Origin of the sequence: Methanobrevibacter sp., assembly GCF_045541095.1 — an archaeon.
In the GTDB taxonomy this organism is placed as follows: domain Archaea; phylum Methanobacteriota; class Methanobacteria; order Methanobacteriales; family Methanobacteriaceae; genus Methanocatella.
Genome location: NZ_JAZQIJ010000050.1, coordinates 1 through 19,496 on the forward strand (window position 1 = coordinate 1; position 19,496 = coordinate 19,496).

Genomic DNA, 19,496 nt, shown 5'->3' on the forward strand with positions numbered 1-19,496 from the left:
AGTTTTGATTAACTTTGTCATTTATTAGTTTAGATTTCATTGGTATTTAAAGTTCTTCAGAGAGCATTTGATAAGTAATTTTTTGTGCAATTCATCCATGACCTAAGAGGTCATGGTATTCTTGCAATATTTTTGATAAACTAAAACTAATCCTATTTTTTAAAATTATAATATAAAATAGTTGAAATACACAAAAACAGATTATTTTATAAAAATTTACAGATTTAAAAAAAAAGAAAAAAATAGGGTGTGTGTTATCACACCTATTTATAACATAATGCGTCTTCTGGACATGCTTCGATACATTGACCACATAAGGTACAGAATCCTGCAATTGGTAATTTAGGATTTTCTGTTTTGTGGAGCATATCGTAAGGACATGCTTCGATACAGTCGCCACATTGATCACATTTAGATGGGTTGAATGAAATTCTGTCTCTTACGACAGGTTCATCACCAATAGTGATTTCATATTGTTCGACTTTTAAAGCATCGTTAGAACACATTGAAGCACAAGCTCCACATCTAATACAGCTTGCGAAGGATGGTTCTAAATCAGTCTCTTCTAAAGCAGGGCAGCACATACCAGTTTTGGTAACTACACGAATAGCTTCAGTAGGACATTTGTTTGCACATGCACCGATGAAGTCACATTTTTCGACGTCTCTTCCGATACCTTCTGCGTCAACAGGATTACCTTCACCCCATTCGATTTCGATTTCTAAAGCATCAACAGGACACATTTTTACACATAAACCACATGCTGCACATACACTAGGGATAGCAACAGTTAAAGTGGAGTTGTTTGCGGTAATAAAGTCTCCAGGACATGCTTCAACACAAGTGTTACATCCAATACATTTAGCTGAATCGAAAGTGAATGAAGTAATCTCTTTACTACGTTTGACAGGTTTTTTCTCTGAGATGAATATTGCATTCCAAGGACAGGTTTGTGAACATAAACCGCATCTGATACAATCATCATTTACGGTAACAGGACTTCCTACTTCTTCAAGGGTAATTGCGTTTACAGGACAAGGTTCTACACAAGTTCCACATCCAACACAATCAGCGATGTAAACAGGTCCTTTACCACTGAGATCTAATTCGCATGCAGCAGGTTCTTTAACACCAGGAATTCCAATTACATCTACAGGACAAATGTCAACACATTTTTGACACATTACACAGAATCCTTCAACTTCTTTTAATTTCTCACCAGTGACTTTAATGGTTTCTTGTGGACATACTTCTTCACATTTACCACAAGAGTCACATAAGATAGAGTTGAATACTAATCTTGCTTGGGTTACACCGTCAACAATTTCATATTCTTCTACTTTTAATGCTCCATTAGGACAAGCGTCAGCACATTTTGGTTCTTCACCACAAGTGTCACAGTGGATAATTGAGTCAGGTGTTACTTCAATAGCTGATGTAGGGCAAGTACCTTCACAAGCACCACATTTTATACAGCCATCTTCATTAAATACTATCATTTATAAAACCCCCTTAAATTTAGAATTTTTTAATGAGGTTTCCTTCACTGTCTACAATATCTACTTCAGCTAATCTCATTTGACTATCCATTGTGTGGGTAGCACAGGATAAACATGGGTCGTAAGCTCTGATAACCATTTCCATTAAGTTAAAGATTTCGTCACCAACTTCCATACCTGGTTTGATGTAATCTTTAGCTACTTGGTGAATACCCATTTCCATAGCTGGGTTGTTTTGGATTGTAGCAACAACAATGTTTGCGTAGTTACATAATCCATTTTCATCGGATTCATAGTGGTGGATTAAAGTACCACGAGGTGCTTCTACAATACCTACACCTTTACCTTCGGTTCTTTCTAATTCATCTGGGAATTTTTTACCGGATAAATCTTCTTCTAATGCTGCAGCAGCACATTCAGCAGATGCTAATAATTCGATGAGTCTAGCATAGTTGAATAATAATGGTGCTTGAGCATATCCGAAAGCGTCACGGAAAGCTTTAAGAGCTTCTTGTGCGAGAGGTGCTTCTTTAGGCATTTGGTCACATACGTTAATCCTGGATAATGGTGCAACTCTGTAAATACCTTCTGGGTATCCCATTTCTTTAATGTAAGGGAATTTTAACCAGGAGTAAGGTTTTACGTGTTCTGCAACATAGTCGGTGTATTCTTCGTTTCTGTATTCGAACATGTCGCTTCCATCTTTGTCTCTGAATCTGATGTTACCGTTATATACATCCCAAGTTCCGTCAGGTTTTACGGTACCACAGTGTCTGGTGTCACCGAAGTTACCTAATGAGGAAATTAAGTCAATGTTTTCTTCAAATACAGGAATAGCTAAGTCTAAAGTAGCTTGTGCTAATTCGACATTTGTTTTTGCTCTTTCAAGTAAGTCTTTTTGAGTATCAGCATCTAATTCGGTAGAAATACCACCTGGGGTGGATGAAGTTGGGTGAATAGGACGACCACCGATTTTTCTTACCATTTCTAAACCGTTTCTTCTGATGTTGATTGCTTGAAGTGCAATTTCAGGCATGTCTTTAATAACTTGGAAAACATTTCTTGTTTGTCTAGTTCCGTTTGGAATGATTAAATCCGGTGCTGCTAAGAAATAGAAGTGGAGAGCGTGGGAGTGCATGTATGAACCCCAGTTCATGATTTCTCTCATTCTGTAAGCAGTTGGTAAAATTTCATAATCATCAAATCCGAAAATTTGGTCAACAGCTTTAGCAGCTGCTAAGTGGTGTTGTACATCACAAATACCACAGATCCTAGGAACAATTCTTGCTAATTCTTCTACAGGACGACCTGTTAAGAATTTTTCGAATCCTCTGAATTCCATAACGTGTAATCTTGTTTCTTCAACATTTCCAGCATCGTCAAGATGTACTGTAATTTTTGCGTGTCCTTCAATACGAGTGACAGGCTCCATTGTAAGCTTAACCATTTTATTCTCCTCCTTTCTGCATTTTCATTGGTACTAAAGCAGCAGGTAATGTGTAAGTATAGAAAGTACCTACAATATCATCTAATTGATCTGCGACAGTTTCAGGATCAACGGTTTTATCTTCTTGTACACCGTAGTCAGATGCAATCGCACTGATCATTTTTGCTCCTTGATCTAATACTTTTGCGGTAGGACCGTAACATCCTCTACATGGGATACCAATAGAAGGACATTCTGCACCACATAAAGATACGGTAGCAGGACCCATACATACTAAACCTTGGGTAATTAAACATAAATCAGGTTCTGGTAAACCTAATTCGAATTGTCTTTTAATGAAGTCCATTGCTAAACCTGCAGGTGGTTTTTCTCTAGGACATACTTCACAAAGGTTAGTGGAAGGTAATTCGATGGTTTCTCCTCTTAATAATGTTAAAACAGCTTCAGCTACAACATCGGAACGAGGTGGGCAACCTGGAATCATTAAGTCAATATCCATACATTCGCTTAAAGGTCTTACTCTGCTTTCGAGATGAGGTACATCTTCGTGAGGAATAATTCCTTCAGGGTTAACGGTAGATACGGAGTTAATGTATGCTTCTTCTTCTAATTCTTCAACGGTCCATAAGTTTCCAAGACCTGGAATACCACCGTAGCAAGAACAGGTTCCGTAAGAAATAACCATGTTTGCTTTTTCATTTAACATTTCTGCTAATTCTCTGTTTTCATCGTTTCTGATTCCACCTTCGACAATAATAATGTCCATTTCAGGTACTTCATCGTATTTAGTATCCATGAGTACAGGGGAAAATACGAAATCAGCGAATTCCATAACATCAATTAAGGATTCGTGGAAATCCGCAATGGATAAGTGGCAACCGGAACATCCGCCTAACCACATGGTTCCTATTTTTACTTTATCTGCCATATAAAATCCCTCCAATTTAATTTTCAGCATCTAATTGTTCTTTTAATGGAGCTGGACCTAAGTCTTTGATTCTGTTAACCATCATTTTAACAGATTCAGAGAATTTTTCACCTTCGGATGCAGAAATCCAATCGTGGTGAACTCTTTCTTTTCCAATTCCCATATCTTCAACTAATCTATAAATTAATCTCATTCTACGATCTAATTTGTAGTTACCAGCATCATAGTGGCAGTCACCCATGTGACATCCAGCTACAAATACCCCATCAGCACCTTCTTTAAATGCTTTTAAAACAAATTGTGGGTCAATTCTACCAGAACACATTACACGAATAACTCTAATATTCGGTGGGTATTGCATCCTTGCAGTACCAGCTGTGTCTGCTCCTCCATAGGAACACCAGTTGCAACAAAACATTACAATTTTTACATCATCAGCCATAGAGTTTCTCCTCCTCTATAATATTTTTTGCGAATTTAGAAAAACTTTCGTCTTTCAAATTCAAATTTTAAAGTTTTTTAAAAAATTTTAAAATTCTTTTTTTAAGACATACTGTTTTAGGCACGCCTTAAAATCACAATTTCATGTACGTAATGAGCTAGCTCAGCATTACATTATGTACTGATTAATATATTTCATTAATAATTAATATAAAGGTTACTTAGAAATTAAAGGCAAAAAGTTTATATACTATAAAACAAGCCATTTGAAAAAAAGATATACGATAAGTAAATAAGAAAAAAAGAATAGTGGATGGAATTACATTCCATCAAGACTCATATCAATCATCATTTGAGTTTGTTGAGCCAATTCATCAGGAAGACCAGTAATATCCATATTTAAGAATCCTCTAACAATCATGGACTCTGCATCTTCTTCTGAAATACCTCTAGAAGTCAGATAATTGATTTCATCTTCAGAAATTTTACCAACAGCGGCCTCGTGAGACATCTCCAAATTAGCAGAACTGGCCTCAAGTTCAGGTACAGCGTAAATAAAACTGTCATCGGATAAAACTAACCCATGACATTCAAGATGTCCTTTAACATCAGGTACGGTTCCGGCCAGATGTCCTCTGGCATAAATTTGAGATTCATCCTGAGCTACAGCTCTTGAAATAACTTCTCCTCTAGCTCCCTTAGCATTTAAAAGCACTCTGGAACCAACATCAATGATTGAATCCTTTTTTCCTCCTTGAATACTTTGGAAGATAGCTCTTGAATTTTCACCGTCACAGTATGCAGTCGGGAAAGATTGAATAGTGTTAACCGGACTGGTTAAAATATAATTGTTAATGTATGTGGAATTATCTAACAGTTTAACACCGGTTCTAGGACGTACTTCAACTTCTTCAGCCCAATTATGAACCATAGTGAAGGTAATTTTTGAACCAGGTTTTAAATACATTTCAGATACACCAACGTGCATTGCAGAAGATATGTCATCACCTGTTGCGCATCCGGTAATTAAGTGAAGTTCTGAGTTCTCCTCGGCAATAATCACATTATGAGCTGTTTGCAAAATGTCAGTATCACTAATGAACATACATGCCTGAACAGGCATTACTTCTTTAGTTCCAGGAAGAGACCTTACAAAGTAACCGCTTTTGACACCTTCTTCTTTTTCACGTAAAGCAGTTTTTGCTGTGTATTTATCTGCATCAGGTTTGACAACATTCCACAAGTAGTCTTCAACCCAGCTGTATTTGTCCAATGCAACACCAATGTTCATAACCTCAATGGAATCTGACATGGTGTTGTTGGTGAAAATATTACTTTGATCAACCTGCAGAAATGATCCGGACCTGTTTTTCTCGTCAGTATCCACACCAACTTTTAATAAATCCTTTTTGGTTTGAGTGGACAAATCATCCAAATCATCAATCATATCTAAAGCATTAACAGTTTCATCTGTGAAATTTTCTATAGTTACATCAGCACCGATTGCTGCCTTTTTATCTTTTGCCCTTTCAGCATCCTCATAAACATTGCGCACACTCAACACATCCATTAAAACCGTTTTTTCTAATATCTTCTAAAATTTCAGACGGATTTCCTGAACAGGAAATTACCCCATCAATTAAAACATGCGCCTTATCAGCACTAACAAAATTTAAAATATAACCTAAATGAGTAATTAACAAACCACTTCTTTTTCTGCTTCTTTGCGGTTTGTCCTTATCAAGTAAAGTTCCAATTTCAGAAGCCAACAATTCTACATTTTCAATATCAACACCGGAATCCGGTTCATCAAACATGGTAAAGTCAGGCATTTGAGCAAGCAACTGTAAGATTTCGGAACGTTTTACTTCCCCACCTGAAAAACCGTAATTTACATCCCTGTCTAAAAATTCATCACTGAACTTGAGCTGTCCGGCTAACTCCTGCATTCTTGGATTTAAATCATCATCCATATCCTGATCTGAAATGATTTTAAGCAAATCCCTTACAGAAACACCTCTGATTGAAGGAGGAGTTTGGAAACTTACCCCAATTCCAAGTTTGACTCTTTCCGCAGTAGATAATTTAGTTATATCCTGACCTTTGAATTTAATGGTACCTTCTACTACTTTATAGTTAGGAAATCCTAAAATGGTTAAAAATAAAGTACTTTTTCCGGCCCCATTTGGTCCTAAAAGAACATGAGTTTCACCTTCGTCGATAGCAAGGTTAATGCCTTTTAAAACCCTTTTTCCAGCCACTTCAACTGCTAAGTTTTCAATTTCAAGTAACATATAATCACCCTAATAAAATAAAATATGAATTTGTTATACATATATAATATAGTTTCCACACTATAAATAGTTAACAAAAAATTATAAAAAATCCATAAAAAAAAGAAATTATAAAAAAATAAAAAAAGAATAACTGAACTTATTCAGTTACAATAATGAATTCACCGACTTTTTCAACTTTAGCAAAAGGAACTAATAACAAGTCACCGTTTCTTTTAGCGCCTTTTACATGGATATTGCGGTCGCTTTCTACTCTAATAGCAATGTCGACAATTTTTCCTGTTTTTTCGTTGATAATTAATTCGTCCAATACTCCAAGGATACGAGCATTGTTGGTAGCTACTTGATAATTTTTAATTTCGCTCCATAATTTTTCTTCTCTTTTAGGAAGTTGTTGTTTATTTTCCATTGAATCACCTGATAAAAATTAAATATAATTATATAATTATTTAATTTCATTATATTTAAATATAATATCTATCGTATAATTTTTCTGCAATTTCACTATCCAAAAGGGTATTAATATTCAAGGCCAATTCAACCCTGGGAATGACAAGCTGATCTTCATCCTGAACAATATTGATACTTCTTAAAACATTCATTCCTGAAGGAACATTGCCGTTATATTCATAAGAATAATCCAACCCCAATTCTTCGAAGATTTCAACTGGAACCACAGTAGATAGTGCATCTTTATCCGAATTGAAATAATAATTCAAGGTATAATCAATAATTTCTGTTGAAATGAATGGTAAATCAGCATTTATAAAAAGCAAAATATCCTGATTTGATTTTTTTTCAAAATAGTCCAAAATAAAAGATAAATCTGTGAGATAATCATCACCGGACGTATCCAATATCTGAAAATCATCCCCCAAAGATTTCAAATATTCAGTGGTTTCAGTAGTATGATGGCTAACTGCAATAACAATTTCATCGATTAATTTAGAGGATTTTAGATTGTCAAGCACATATTTAATCAATGGTTTATCGCGTAATTTGAATAGAGGTTTTTCGCAGGGAACTTTAAGTCTAGTTCCCATACCTCCAGCCATCAAAATTGCATAAATCATGAATTTCACATTAATTTAAGCAAATTTTCCGCCGGCCATTTTCATACGATCTTTAAGAATGCATCTTCCACCCTGTTTTCCTCCAATAGGAACCTTAGGAGTACCCATTGAATTCATACAACGCGCCATAATAGCAGAACCTAATGCAAGACCATCCTCAACAAATACAACATTTTCGAATTTGTCTTGAACCGCTTCCAAAATGAGTTCAGGTTTACGGCCAGTAATACCTGCCCTACCTGTAATACCCAAAGCGGAGCCTTCAACAATTACATTTTCCTTAAATGCAACATCCAATACTCTTTTAACAATGTTTGTACTTACATAATCCAGTGTTGAAAGCAAGGTTGGAAGACCATCAGCATCATAGAACTGTGCACCCAATTCCATCAATTCAGGTAGTTTATCACCATTAAAACCAACATCACAACCTATTAATGTAGTACCTGCCTTTTCTGCAGCAACAGGATTTACAGGAACAGTTCCGAATCTTTCAACATCCATAGGAACTTTTGTAATGTTAATTAATTTATGTGCTTCCAAAGCATTGGCTTCTGCCTTTTTATGGTCAGCCTTTTTCATTGCTTTTTCATCATATAAATCTAAAGCAGCACCGTTTTTCTTATCGATTTTTCCTGAACCTCTGGCAAGTGAGTCGCTTACAACACCAGCAAGACCCAGGAAGTTTCCGACTGTATTAGCGTAAGGTTCGTTGTCATTAACAATACGGCCGGCCAAGGTAGATCCGAAATCCAGAGAAACACAAGGGTTTCTGTAATCAACATCTGTCCATTTAGCACCTAACTTAATACCGGCAGTAACAAGTTCCCCTTCCATCTCATTTGCAACAGTTTCCTTACCTTCAGGAGGAACTACACTAACTACAGCACCGTCAAACATGATGTTTTCCAAAAGGGAATGTTTTTGTAATCTTTCCGGAAGCTGAGAAATGCTCATTGCAGGAGACATCTTACGAGGAGGAATATCGGCTTCAAGACAGCCGTCAGCAAGAGCAATGATTAACTGACCTGCCTCTTCAGCAGTAGCAAAACCTGCTGTAACCCCAGTGGACCTTACTACAAAGTCTAAATCCTCATCCTTATCAACTTGACATTTTCTAAGGGATTCCAATACTGTATCTCTAATTAATTCAGTTACCGCTTCTTTAGATAATTCAATACCCCAAACTGTTTTACCGAATACCTCCTCAGAAGGTTTAGGTGGCCTGATATCCCTGGTCATTTTAACAGTTTTATTTAACAGATAAGATTCACTTGTGTTTAAATTAGTAGCCATTACAATAGATTTTGTAGTAGTGTTACCTAATTCAACAGAAGCAGTTACATAAAAAGTATCAGGTTTTTGAACAGCACCCGGACTTGCAGGACCTGCTCTTTGAGCTCTTAAGGAAGCCAAATTACCTTCTTTAGAATGAGCAATAATTGGCTTTGGACCTTTATTAAAAATTCTACTTAAAAAAGACATTATTCAACCTCTCCTATTATAAAGTTAAATAATAATATCTTTTTAAGATAATATAAATCTTATTAAAATGTTCTTAAGAAAAATCGTTGAAAATTATTTAAAAAATAGAAAAAAATGATTAGATGAACTGAATCATCTAATCTAGACCCTTTTATTATATCTATAATAAGTTGTTAATTGGGTGGTCTTCTACAGGTTCGGTACCGATATCTTTTGCTGCTTCAGCAATCATAATATCAGCCATACCACAAGCAGGGAATGCGAGTCTTGCGTTTTCGATAGGTCCGAATAAAACGAAGTCTCCTCCAGCCATTTGTTGTACGATGTTAGAACCTATATCACAAACAGGCCATGCTTCTTTGTGTTCTTTTTTGTATCCTCTTAACCAGTCCCATGCAGATGGAACGTTGTGAATACCGGATCCTACTGGGTATCCCCATTTGGATTTTACTGCGAAAGAAGTTCTTACAGCAGGTCCTGCACCTTGACCTAATGGAGTAACTGCTACATCCATCCATGGTTTGGTAATTCCACATTCGTCAGCCATTTCGAGAATACCTTGGTCGATTACAGATCCACCAGTTTCCCAAATTTCGATTTTACCTTCTACACCAGGAGTCATTGGGTTGAATCCTAAGAGAATGGATGCATCGATGTCTGAATTTTTAACAGCTTCGATTTCACCAGCTTCTGCTGCCATACTGATAGAGTTGTATACAGCTCTTTCACATAATCCAGCATCTTGTACGTATTCTACACCTGCAATTTTTGCAGCAGCTGCGGTTGAATCTATAAGGAAAGGTTTGTCACAGATGTCACCAACAAATTCTAAGTATTTAACCATAGCTTCTGGGGTTGCACCGAAAGTTTGTACAACACAAGGGTTACCGGTTACATCTGACATTTCTTCCATAGTTTTAATTCTTTCTTCAGCAGCATCTTTATCGAAGATACCTGCTTTTTCATCACTAATAATATTGTGTCCGCCGTAAAAGATAGTTCCTGCTAAAACAGTAGGGTATTCACCAGGTTGTCCTCCCATTTTTACTCCAGCAATATCTACGACGAGTTGTTCTTTATCAAATCTAAACATAAGTATAAACCTCCTATATTAAGGTTGACAACATTGAAGCTACACCGAATTTTATAGCTACAACTAAAATAATTAATCCAATTATAATACCATATAATATACCAACATCTCTACCTGTTTGTTGTCCTAAACGTTGGTAATATTCTCCGACAGTGAAATCAACTTTTTCTTCAGCTTCATCTAATTTTTTTGCGAGAGCGTTGAAATCATCTGAGGATACCATTACTTGAGGTATTGAATCTCCGTCACTCATAATAACACCTCTATAATCCTAAAGCTTTTGCAATGAAAGGAATAATTACGACTAAGAGTACTGCAATACAAGCACCATAGGCAAAACCTTTAAATCTGGTAGCTAGTAAACCTGCAAATAATTTACCTTCTCTTGCAAGAAGTTTTGAACTGTATTCTGCATCATCAGCTGCAGTTTTCATTCCATTGATATTTGGTTTATTAGAAATTTGTACCATAATTATACTCTCCTTAGAACATTAAGAATAAAACTCCTATAATTAAAGTAAAAGCTAATCCTATCATGATTCCTTGAACTTTACCAGCATAATTACCGGCTAAATTTCTTTGGATTCCACCAACCATATCAATTTTGGTGTTAATATCTCTGATTCTTGCTTCGATGAGAGCAGTTTCAGCAGAAACAACTTTCATTGCTTCTCCTTCTTCTTCTTCTCCGTCATCATCATCAACAGAAATAATCATAGCTTCTTCTTCAAAAGCACCAGGATCTTTTTCTACACATTCATTAATTTTAGATTGAATAGCTCCAATATCTTCAGTATCAATTAAATCAACAATTTCTAATTGTTGTTGGAATCTTTCAATACCGTCGAGAGGAACATTTTCTACGAAAGGAATCGCACCAGTTGCGCCGATGATTTTCTTTTTGTCAGGGTCAGCACCGTTTTCGTGTAAAGCTTTAAAACTTTGACCAGTAATGTGACCTTGTACTTCAGCACCAGCTAATATTAAGAAACGAATATTAGGGTTTGAAATAATGTTTGCAACTACTTTTTCAATTCCTAAGTTTTCTGTTTTACATGGACCTGCAATAGCTGCTCCAGATAATTCAGCTTCAATGTGAGAAGCTAAAGTGGTTACTGCAACAGGGCTTTCAGGATCACCTACAATGTAATCCCCACTGATAACCGGCCAGCCATCTGCAGGAGCTTTTTTATCAGCCATCTATAAAACCCCCAAGACTTGTAAGATTGGTAATGCAGCAAATATAATGAATGTAGCTAATAAGAAACCATATACCATGTTAGTTAATAAACCTGCGGTAACATATGAACCTTCCCTTCCAGGGAATGAACCAACAGGACTTGTGTATGGGTCTAATGAAGCCATTAATTCATCAGCAGCCAATTCGACTTTTGCTACTTGTTCTTCTACTTCATCCATAGATAGGAGTACAATTCCTGAACCTAAAGATGATCCGATAATCCCAGTTGCTGGGTCTAATCCGAAATTCATTTCAGGTATAACCTGAATCATAGGTAACATTTGAGCCATATTTGATTCCTCCTATTCTATTCCTCTACGTTAGGCCATAATCCAGCCCATCTAGTTGAAGCTGCATCGTTGCATGAAGCTAATACAAATGCTCTGAATGATACAATCCAACCGATTAAACCAACGATGAATACAATGAACCAACCTAATCCACCAGTAGTGACAGACATAAGACCGGTAAGAGTCATGGATAAGAATGCAGTTGATGCTGCACATTTGAGAGTTCTTACTTGATCTTCGTTAGGTCCTAAACATGCGTTGAATGGGTGTTGAATAGCCATAGTACACATAATAAATAATACTGCAATAAATCCGGTTGCAACAACATGTTCATAAATTGCCATCATGTCGTAACTACCTGCGATAGCAACTGAAAATCCTAAGATAGATAACATAGCTGCTCCTGCAATTTCAACTGTACATTGGAGCATAATAGGGATTTTCATACCAACAATTTTAGTTGCTACAATAGCAATGATTGCACCGATGATTACTGCAACAACAAATCCAGCAATAGGTCCGAGTAAACCAATTTTAAAGACTGTAGCTAAACTGAGACCAGCTAATGCTGAAATTACACCAACGGAAAGAGACATATAACCGATAGATGGTACACCAGTACCTAAACCGTAACTTGCTACTCTACGAATAGCATCGGATCCCCAAATAATTGCTAAAACAGCACCAATAGCTGCAATTACTGGGCCTATAAGGTCTCCTAAAAATCCAGAAAGGTAAATACAGATTAATCCGCCAACGATACCTAATGCTAATAACATAGTTGAACTTACTGCACCTGCAGCTGCACCGTCAGCACTTCCACCAGCAGACATTTAGATACCTCCAGTTAAAATAACACAAAATATTCCGACAACGATAGATGCGATAGCACATGCAATAGCTCCAGTTCCAATCCTTTTGAATTTTGGATCGTGCATACCTTCAATGGTACCACCGATGTTGTATGAAGCGATTACAGAGTTGATAAAGAACACACCTACACCTAAAATAGCAGCTAAACCAATACTTATAGCAGGGTCAGTTACAAAAGAACTTTCATTAACAGCAGTGTTGATACCGTAGTAGACTAATCCACCACCGAAACCACCAAGAAGTCCACCAATAAGACCACTTACAAATGAAGTTACTGGTACACCGTGACCTTCGGTACCAGGAGTTTTGTAAGCTTCTTGGTTACGTTTGGTAATCCAGTCAACAGGTACTTTTGATGCTGCAGGTACAATACCTACACCAAAGATATAAATTAAGTTAGCAATGAGCATGGTAATACCCATCATGATCATAGCACCTATTGCACCACCTATACCTACTATATAAAATGGTTCACCTGTCATAGTTGCAGCAGTAATAAGACCTGTTAAACCTGCACCAGCAGCTAACATAGCAGTACCGGTACCTACACCAGTAGCTGTTGCCATAGCTGCAGGAGCTCCTCCTACAGGGATAAAGTGCACACCTGCACCAATCATAATACCGCCTATTGCGATGAATAAAATTAATGTAATTGGATCCATAATCGAAACCTCCTTATTCATCCTCATATGGTCCATATTTGTTTCTTGCAAATACTTCAAGATAGTTATCCATGATAATTAATAAGATAACAATGATAATACCTACAACAATACCACCATATAATCCAAATACTACTGTATTCCAGAAACTAAAGAATACAACGAGACCGAAACAGAAACCAGTTAATGGTCCACCAAATTTAGCACAGAAGTTTACTACATCCATAGAGTTTTTAGCACCTAATGGAGCTTTAGTAACGATATCCCCTTGAATAGCTACAGGGGTTCCTCCACCAAATTCGAATTTTTGATACTCACTTTCTGCACCGTAGTGAACGTCCCCAGTTGAAGAACCGATAGCACCTAAAGCAATACCCCAAAGCATTGCTAAGAGTGGTAATGGGAATACGTGTAATGCAGCACCATTAATAGGAATGGTCATTAAGTAAGAAATTCCGACAATACAAAAACTAGTTATAAATCCGTGACCTACAATAGGTCCTAAAGATTGTGTTAATACATCCATAAATAATGGTTGTTCGAATTGGGATTGTCCAACAATCCTTCCCATGTGGGATGTAACAGTATAAATAGCGTGAACAAAAGCAGCGACACAAGCACCCATTGCGATAGCTACGATAGGCATCATACCTAAAGACATTACTAAATATGCAATAGCACCAGCGACACCACACCAAACACCATAAGCGACTGGTTCACCAGAAGCCGCCTTGTTTATCATACGGTGTAAATGTCCCATTTGTGGAGCAAGTTGAACTTGAGAGTTAGGGTTACTTTGAGAACCGATATCGGATTCTAAGTCCTCTGCAGCCCCTCCAATAGTAGCAACTGCACCCATTAATGCAACAACACCTAATGTTACAGGGTCCATAATTTTTTTCCTCCATATTATTTTATTAAATTGATCATTTAATAAACGTGAAATAATTTTGATTTTTATTCCATATAAAAATCATGTAGCAACAAAACTGTTGCATAGTAATACTTTTTAATTTATTATAATATAAATGTTTTGAAAGTTTTCAAGCAAACTTGATTTTTACTATTTTCGGCACCAGTTTACTTTCGAATATTATATATTTCGTAATGTTAATAATATAAATCTTTTCCAAGTTTTCAAGTAAACTTGAATTTATAAAAATATAGATAGGTGAGAAATCACCTATCTACGTGTTCATTCATCTATTTTGCTGGAGTAATAGCAGTTCTTTCTCCTGCAGGTTCGAATTCTCTTAATGCACCTTTAGCAAATTCTTCACGAACTTTACTGAAGTCGAAGCATAAGTTCTTATCAGCAAATGCGATTTTTACTAATGGGTTGAAAGCCCAAGCGTCTCCACGAGCTGCGTGAGGAGCTTGTGCGATACCAGCGTATTCACCTTGGTGTCCTACGTTCATCGCGTAGTTAGGGTAGTTAGGTCCTCTCATTTCGAGTGGTAAACCTTCATCGTTTCTGATGGAGAATACGTTAGCAGCACCACATTGGTCTTGTAAATCGAAACCGTAGAATCCGAGTCTGGAGTGTTGTTCTTTGTGTAAGTACATGGATAAGTACCATGCGCTTAAACCAGTTTGTGCATTACCAGTAGCGAATGCAGTGGAACAACCAGCAGCTGCGGAAATAACGGAAGCTCTTTGAGATCCACCGAAGTGAGTTTCAAGTAAAGCTGGGTATTCTTCGTATTGTTCTAATGCGTAGAATGCAACTTCAGTACCAACATCTAAAACAGTGTCCATGTTGTTAGGTGCTTCAGTTAATCCGCCGTATTTGTCTTCTACGTAGTCTTTACCGTAGTAGGTGAAGTCGTCTAATACGTTATCAGTGTATGCTGCAGTAGCATATTGGGTGAATCCTACACCACCAGACATGTAAGAACCTAACCAAATTTGGTCGTATAAAGCAGCACCTAAAGCTACTACTTCTAAGGATACTCTTACAGGGTCGTCAGCGTAGACTCTGGAACCTTGACAGATATCTGCCATGAATCCGAATGGAACTCCACCAAGTTCGTTTTCTGCTCTTGCTCTTCTTACAGGTAAGTAAGTACCCATGTGGATAACTTCTGCGTGTTTGGATGCGTAAGCGAAGTCACCAGTAGCTCCTTCACCAGCACATTGGTTGTATGCAGAAATCATGGACATACCAATTTGCATAGCAGACCATCTGGAGGTGTTACCACCGTCACAGACTCTTCCTACGATGGATGGAATTCTTACAGCTTGCCAAATAGCTCCACCAACTTCAGCTTTTAAAGCTTCAGCTTGTTCTTCAGGGAACTCTTTGTTGATGTCTAAAACGAATGCGGAGTCAATTTCATCTGCTAATTCATCGTCACCAGTGAAAACTTTTACATAGGAATCTTGTACGATTAGTGGGTCAGTTTCTACCATGTGTTCTTGAACTACTGCTGCACCAGGCATAGCGTGGTTTACAGTTTCTAAGTAGTTTGTAATAGTTTCAGGAGTTACTTCAATACCTAATCTTTTTTCGAGAACGTTGTGTGCAGTGTTTAAACCTACAATTACAGTTCTTCTAATATCATCCCATGCTTGTTGGATAGCTGCATTGTTAATGTAGTGTAAATCATCACCTTCTACGAAAGTATCAGTAGTAGATAATTGGTAAGACATTAAAGCTCTTTGACCTAAAGGAGAACCAATGTCTGGGTTGTACATTGGGATTCCTCTTTTTTCAGCAATTTCTTTACCTTCGTTTACAAATGCAGTTTTTCTTTCAGATTGAGTCCAACCACCCATGTTATAGAATTGGGTTGTTTTTTCGGTTGGGTCTTCTGTGAATTTCTTTTTCATTGCATCTAAGAATTTTTTATCAGCCATATTAATCTACCATCCTGCGTTTGGATCAAATGCACCAAAGGATCTGGAAACGTGAATTCTTTGACAAACTTCTACAGCTTCTACGTCATCTTTGTATGCTTCACCATCTATTCTGTAAATAGTGGTTTTTGCTCTTAAAGTTTCTTCGTCTAATGGTTCACCTAAAATTACAGGTTCATCTAATTCTTTACCAATTTGGTCTTTTACCATTTCGACTTTACCGGTTTCTTTGTTGAATACTTGTCTTCTGAGCATATCGAACATTAAACCGTTTTCATCTAATCTTAAGGAGTGACCGTGTACACTTCCACCTCTAATACCGGTTCTTGCAGTATCGAAGTATTCAGTTTCTAAGAGTGTTTTTGAGAGTTTTTCTAAGTCTCTTTCTCTTGCTTCGACTACTTGTCTTCCGGATAAGGTACCGGTATCGATTCCTCTGAATCTGGATAAGTAAGATCTAGCTCTTAAGAAAGGTTGTGCTGGAGCGAAGTACATGGAGTCTACGAATTGGATGTATCTAATCCTGTCTCCTGCTTTTGCACCGTCGATAGGTTTTACTAATTCTCTTACACTGTCTTCTGGCTCGTCCATTTCATCTAATGGTGGGTGAACTGATTTGTATTCTTCACCTGGAGCTTTGTGACCTAATATTTTAACTACGTCTTCGTCAGAAATTTCTCTTAGCTTTTCTAACTCATATTCAGGGTTAGTAAAGTTTCTTCTGTTTTGAGCAACCTGAGAAGTACCTGGATAAATTTGTACCATAATTATGCATCTCCTAATGCTAATTTAACTTTTCTAATTATCTCATCTAATTTTTCTTGTGAAATTGTTTGACCTCGAATGACGCCTGTTACGACATCATCAATAGTACCTTGGGTTTTGACATCTTCATGATTTGGCATGACTTTAGAAGTTTTTACTCCAATTTTAGCAAAATCTTCACAGTCCACTGGTGATTCACATATAATAATACAGTGTTTATTTACATTCCTTAGAATTAATCTTGCTTTGTAAATTAAATGATTGGCAACTCCGCCTAAGTGAATTACAAGCAATTTAAAATTTTGCATTTGTTCCACTTCTTTATCAGTGAGTCCAAATAAAGTACCCCCTGAAGCTGGAGCATCACTAGGAACACCAGCACCCGCATTTAAAACCATTGTACTTGTTAATACATTTGCTTCACGTAAACCGAAAGTGATTTCACAAACAGGTTTAGTAATGTGCCTACGTCCAGGGGACATAGCTACAGCGCATACGTCACTGCCACATTCAGCAAAAGTGCCTCTTTGAGCAAGACTTCCGCCTTTTCCCATACCGCTTGTTTCTCTGCAGTCTACTACGTGAGTACAACGTCCTATCATATTTTAGTCATCCTTCTTAATAATTTTCACATGGTCATCAAAAGTGGAATATTGATCAGTCATTCCTACTAATTCATCTGGCAACTCTTTGTTACCATACTTGATTCTATCAGTAACAGTTTTTTGTTTCCTAATATAGTGTGACCTGTCTTGATTAATATCAAATCCGAATGGAATGTATTTTTCACAGATTTTCCTAATTTCATCAATTGTTGACTCCATTGTTAGTTCAATGAATATCCTTGCAGTTTTAACTTGTAAAACAACATTTTCACCATTGACATTGATTACTCTACGTTCCCTGTATTGTGGAGGTAAAGTAGCTTCACCTTTAGGAAATCTTGGTCCTTGAATCACTGTTCTTCTTACATCTTCTAAAGATTCTAAGTCACTTAATAGTTTTTCTGTTGTGTCACTTCCAAGAACTCTGTGAGGAAAAATTTCAATATCCATGTTTTAACCTTCAAATTAGATTAGTTTAAATTAATTAGATGTCACCTTTAATTTCTTCAGCTGCGATAGCAACAGCTTTGATAGGTTCTCTGAATTCGTCAATTTGACTGTATACTTCTTTAATTAAACCAGAAGTTGCTTCTGGTGAAAAGAGTTGTGTTCCTGCATCTAAAGACATAGCAGCAGCTACACAAGGGATACAGAATCCTTTACTGTGTCTGGTTACAACGTGGTTACCGTTGAAGAGACCAGGACCTCCACCACCGTAGATGGAGTGACTGAAGAAGGAGAATCCTACAGCTACACCTTCTGCTCTACCATAGTCTAAACCAGGTAAACCAGTAGCGAATTCAAGGTTGTCGTTGAAGTATAATAAAGTAGATGGAATACCTTGAGCAGCACGAGCTGCACCGACGTTAACCATAGTTGCAGCTACAGCACCAGCAGCAGCATATGCGTTCCATTTAGCTGCGTCATCAGTGTTGTAAATAGCGAAATCGGTTAATTGTTCTTCAGGAGCAATAATACCATCAGCTTCTGCACGAGCAATAGTTGCTTGTACAATACTACCAACAGTTCCGTCTGCATTATCTTTAACTAAGTCATATACTAAATTATCAGCGTTTAAACCTTGGTAAGCTAAACCTAATAAGTGTAATCTTTCGAATGAACCTAAAGCATCTGCCATTTCAAACATAGCAGTTTGTTCGAAAATAGCTGCTAATGCAGTAGCTTGGAAAGTATTTTTCAAGGTTGCAGCAGCGAAGTCGTGTGCTTTAACGTTTCTTAAACCATAACCTGCACCTTCGAGTTTTTGTGGAATATCTAACATAGTTGCAATGTTGGAACCTTTGTAATCAACAGATTGTGGGTATCTACCTAATACTGCAGCTTTTACGAAGTTTGCATCATAAATGTCAACATCACAAATGTCAATTACAGATTGTACTAAAGCGGAAGCTGAGGAAAGAGCAGCTACAGAGTATTCAGCAGCAACATCAATTCTTTTAGTTGGTACTTGTACTAATAATCTTTTTCCTCCAGAAATTGGTTCTACAGTAGTATCGTCGTCTTCGGAAATTTGAATAATTCCTTTCATTTTTTCTGCGATTGCTTCTGCATTGTCAACAATAGCGAGATCTAATTCTCTTCCTAAAATTCTGGATTTGTCTCCACCAACGCATCCGGTTTTAACGGATTTTTCGAGTCCTTCTAAGTTTACTGCAACAGTTCTTTTAACACCTTTTACGATGTTTTGGATTGCAGGGTTTCTAAGTGGACTTATAGCTTCGATTGGTACGACAGATGCAATTTCATTGCCTCTATCATCGAATAAATCGATTTTAGCATCAAACTTTGCCATTTTTTGCCTCCTAAATAAATAGAGTTTAACTAATATACCACTCTCAATGGTAAAATTTTTAACCAAATTGAGTTGAGCTACAAAGCAAGTTATGCAATAGCCAGCCATATGGTATACAAATTTTATTTT

General features: G+C 37.0%; 22 protein-coding genes. All 22 read right to left on the reverse strand.

Annotation, left to right across the window (positions count from 1 at the left end; all coding sequences use genetic code 11):
- Nucleotides 1-263 precede the first annotated feature (263 nt).
- A complete protein-coding gene (locus ACKI2P_RS02220; protein WP_407374620.1) occupies nt 264-1,499 on the reverse strand; it encodes a 4Fe-4S binding protein in 1,236 nt (411 codons plus the stop codon).
- 19 nt (nt 1,500-1,518) lie between these two features.
- Nucleotides 1,519-2,946, reverse strand: a complete 1,428-nt coding sequence (locus tag ACKI2P_RS02225; RefSeq protein WP_407374621.1) for a Ni/Fe hydrogenase subunit alpha — start codon at nt 2,944-2,946, stop codon at nt 1,519-1,521.
- 1 nt (nt 2,947) lies between these two features.
- On the reverse strand, nt 2,948-3,874 hold the full coding sequence (locus ACKI2P_RS02230; RefSeq protein WP_407374622.1) for a F420-nonreducing hydrogenase: 927 nt from the start codon (nt 3,872-3,874) through the stop codon (nt 2,948-2,950).
- A gap of 16 nt (nt 3,875-3,890) precedes the next feature.
- Nucleotides 3,891-4,316 (reverse strand): hydrogenase iron-sulfur subunit, encoded by a 426-nt coding sequence (locus ACKI2P_RS02235; protein WP_407374623.1) that lies wholly within the window; start codon nt 4,314-4,316, stop codon nt 3,891-3,893.
- Between the two features lie 318 nt (nt 4,317-4,634).
- Nucleotides 4,635-5,885 (reverse strand): SufB/SufD family protein, encoded by a 1,251-nt coding sequence (locus ACKI2P_RS02240; protein WP_407374624.1) that lies wholly within the window; start codon nt 5,883-5,885, stop codon nt 4,635-4,637.
- Nucleotides 5,854-6,609, reverse strand: a complete 756-nt coding sequence (locus ACKI2P_RS02245; protein WP_407374625.1) for an ABC transporter ATP-binding protein — start codon at nt 6,607-6,609, stop codon at nt 5,854-5,856. Before ACKI2P_RS02245 ends, ACKI2P_RS02240 begins: the two co-directional genes overlap by 32 nt.
- Before the next feature lie 139 nt (nt 6,610-6,748).
- Nucleotides 6,749-7,018, reverse strand: coding sequence for a PRC-barrel domain-containing protein (locus ACKI2P_RS02250; RefSeq protein ID WP_296884071.1), 270 nt, complete (start codon nt 7,016-7,018; stop codon nt 6,749-6,751).
- Between the two features lie 55 nt (nt 7,019-7,073).
- Nucleotides 7,074-7,682, reverse strand: coding sequence for an NTP transferase domain-containing protein (locus ACKI2P_RS02255; protein ID WP_407374626.1), 609 nt, complete (start codon nt 7,680-7,682; stop codon nt 7,074-7,076).
- 15 nt (nt 7,683-7,697) lie between these two features.
- Nucleotides 7,698-9,167 (reverse strand): methanogenesis marker 14 protein, encoded by a 1,470-nt coding sequence (locus tag ACKI2P_RS02260; protein WP_407374627.1) that lies wholly within the window; start codon nt 9,165-9,167, stop codon nt 7,698-7,700.
- A gap of 160 nt (nt 9,168-9,327) precedes the next feature.
- The gene (gene mtrH / locus ACKI2P_RS02265; protein ID WP_407374628.1) at nt 9,328-10,260 is read right to left on the reverse strand and encodes a tetrahydromethanopterin S-methyltransferase subunit H; all 933 of its coding nucleotides are present in this window, start codon (nt 10,258-10,260) and stop codon (nt 9,328-9,330) included.
- Between the two features lie 13 nt (nt 10,261-10,273).
- Complete coding sequence (gene mtrG / locus ACKI2P_RS02270; protein WP_407374629.1) at nt 10,274-10,513, reverse strand: tetrahydromethanopterin S-methyltransferase subunit MtrG; 240 nt, start codon at nt 10,511-10,513, stop codon at nt 10,274-10,276.
- A gap of 10 nt (nt 10,514-10,523) precedes the next feature.
- Nucleotides 10,524-10,730: a tetrahydromethanopterin S-methyltransferase subunit F gene (locus tag ACKI2P_RS02275; protein WP_407374630.1), complete on the reverse strand. Its 207-nt coding sequence runs from the start codon at nt 10,728-10,730 to the stop codon at nt 10,524-10,526.
- Nucleotides 10,731-10,743: 13 nt separating this feature from the next.
- Nucleotides 10,744-11,460, reverse strand: a complete 717-nt coding sequence (gene mtrA / locus ACKI2P_RS02280) for a tetrahydromethanopterin S-methyltransferase subunit A (RefSeq protein ID WP_407374631.1) — start codon at nt 11,458-11,460, stop codon at nt 10,744-10,746.
- Nucleotides 11,461-11,790 carry a tetrahydromethanopterin S-methyltransferase subunit B gene (locus ACKI2P_RS02285; protein WP_407374632.1) on the reverse strand — a complete coding sequence of 110 codons (330 nt, stop codon included), beginning with the start codon at nt 11,788-11,790 and terminating at the stop codon, nt 11,461-11,463. It lies immediately after the preceding gene.
- Between the two features lie 17 nt (nt 11,791-11,807).
- Complete coding sequence (mtrC, locus tag ACKI2P_RS02290) at nt 11,808-12,623, reverse strand: tetrahydromethanopterin S-methyltransferase subunit MtrC (protein WP_407374633.1); 816 nt, start codon at nt 12,621-12,623, stop codon at nt 11,808-11,810.
- Nucleotides 12,624-13,325: a tetrahydromethanopterin S-methyltransferase subunit D gene (gene mtrD, locus ACKI2P_RS02295; RefSeq protein ID WP_407374634.1), complete on the reverse strand. Its 702-nt coding sequence runs from the start codon at nt 13,323-13,325 to the stop codon at nt 12,624-12,626.
- A gap of 13 nt (nt 13,326-13,338) precedes the next feature.
- Nucleotides 13,339-14,217, reverse strand: a complete 879-nt coding sequence (mtrE, locus tag ACKI2P_RS02300) for a tetrahydromethanopterin S-methyltransferase subunit E (RefSeq protein ID WP_407374635.1) — start codon at nt 14,215-14,217, stop codon at nt 13,339-13,341.
- A gap of 311 nt (nt 14,218-14,528) precedes the next feature.
- Nucleotides 14,529-16,184, reverse strand: a complete 1,656-nt coding sequence (mcrA, locus tag ACKI2P_RS02305) for a coenzyme-B sulfoethylthiotransferase subunit alpha (protein WP_407374636.1) — start codon at nt 16,182-16,184, stop codon at nt 14,529-14,531.
- A 6-nt stretch (nt 16,185-16,190) separates the two neighbouring features.
- Nucleotides 16,191-16,949, reverse strand: a complete 759-nt coding sequence (gene mcrG / locus ACKI2P_RS02310; protein ID WP_407374637.1) for a coenzyme-B sulfoethylthiotransferase subunit gamma — start codon at nt 16,947-16,949, stop codon at nt 16,191-16,193.
- Between the two features lie 2 nt (nt 16,950-16,951).
- Nucleotides 16,952-17,551 (reverse strand): methyl-coenzyme M reductase I operon protein C, encoded by a 600-nt coding sequence (gene mcrC, locus ACKI2P_RS02315; protein WP_407374638.1) that lies wholly within the window; start codon nt 17,549-17,551, stop codon nt 16,952-16,954.
- Nucleotides 17,552-17,554: 3 nt separating this feature from the next.
- A complete protein-coding gene (gene mcrD, locus ACKI2P_RS02320; RefSeq protein WP_407374640.1) occupies nt 17,555-18,004 on the reverse strand; it encodes a methyl-coenzyme M reductase operon protein D in 450 nt (149 codons plus the stop codon).
- 34 nt (nt 18,005-18,038) lie between these two features.
- Nucleotides 18,039-19,367 (reverse strand): coenzyme-B sulfoethylthiotransferase subunit beta, encoded by a 1,329-nt coding sequence (mcrB, locus tag ACKI2P_RS02325; protein WP_407374642.1) that lies wholly within the window; start codon nt 19,365-19,367, stop codon nt 18,039-18,041.
- Nucleotides 19,368-19,496: the final 129 nt, after the last annotated feature.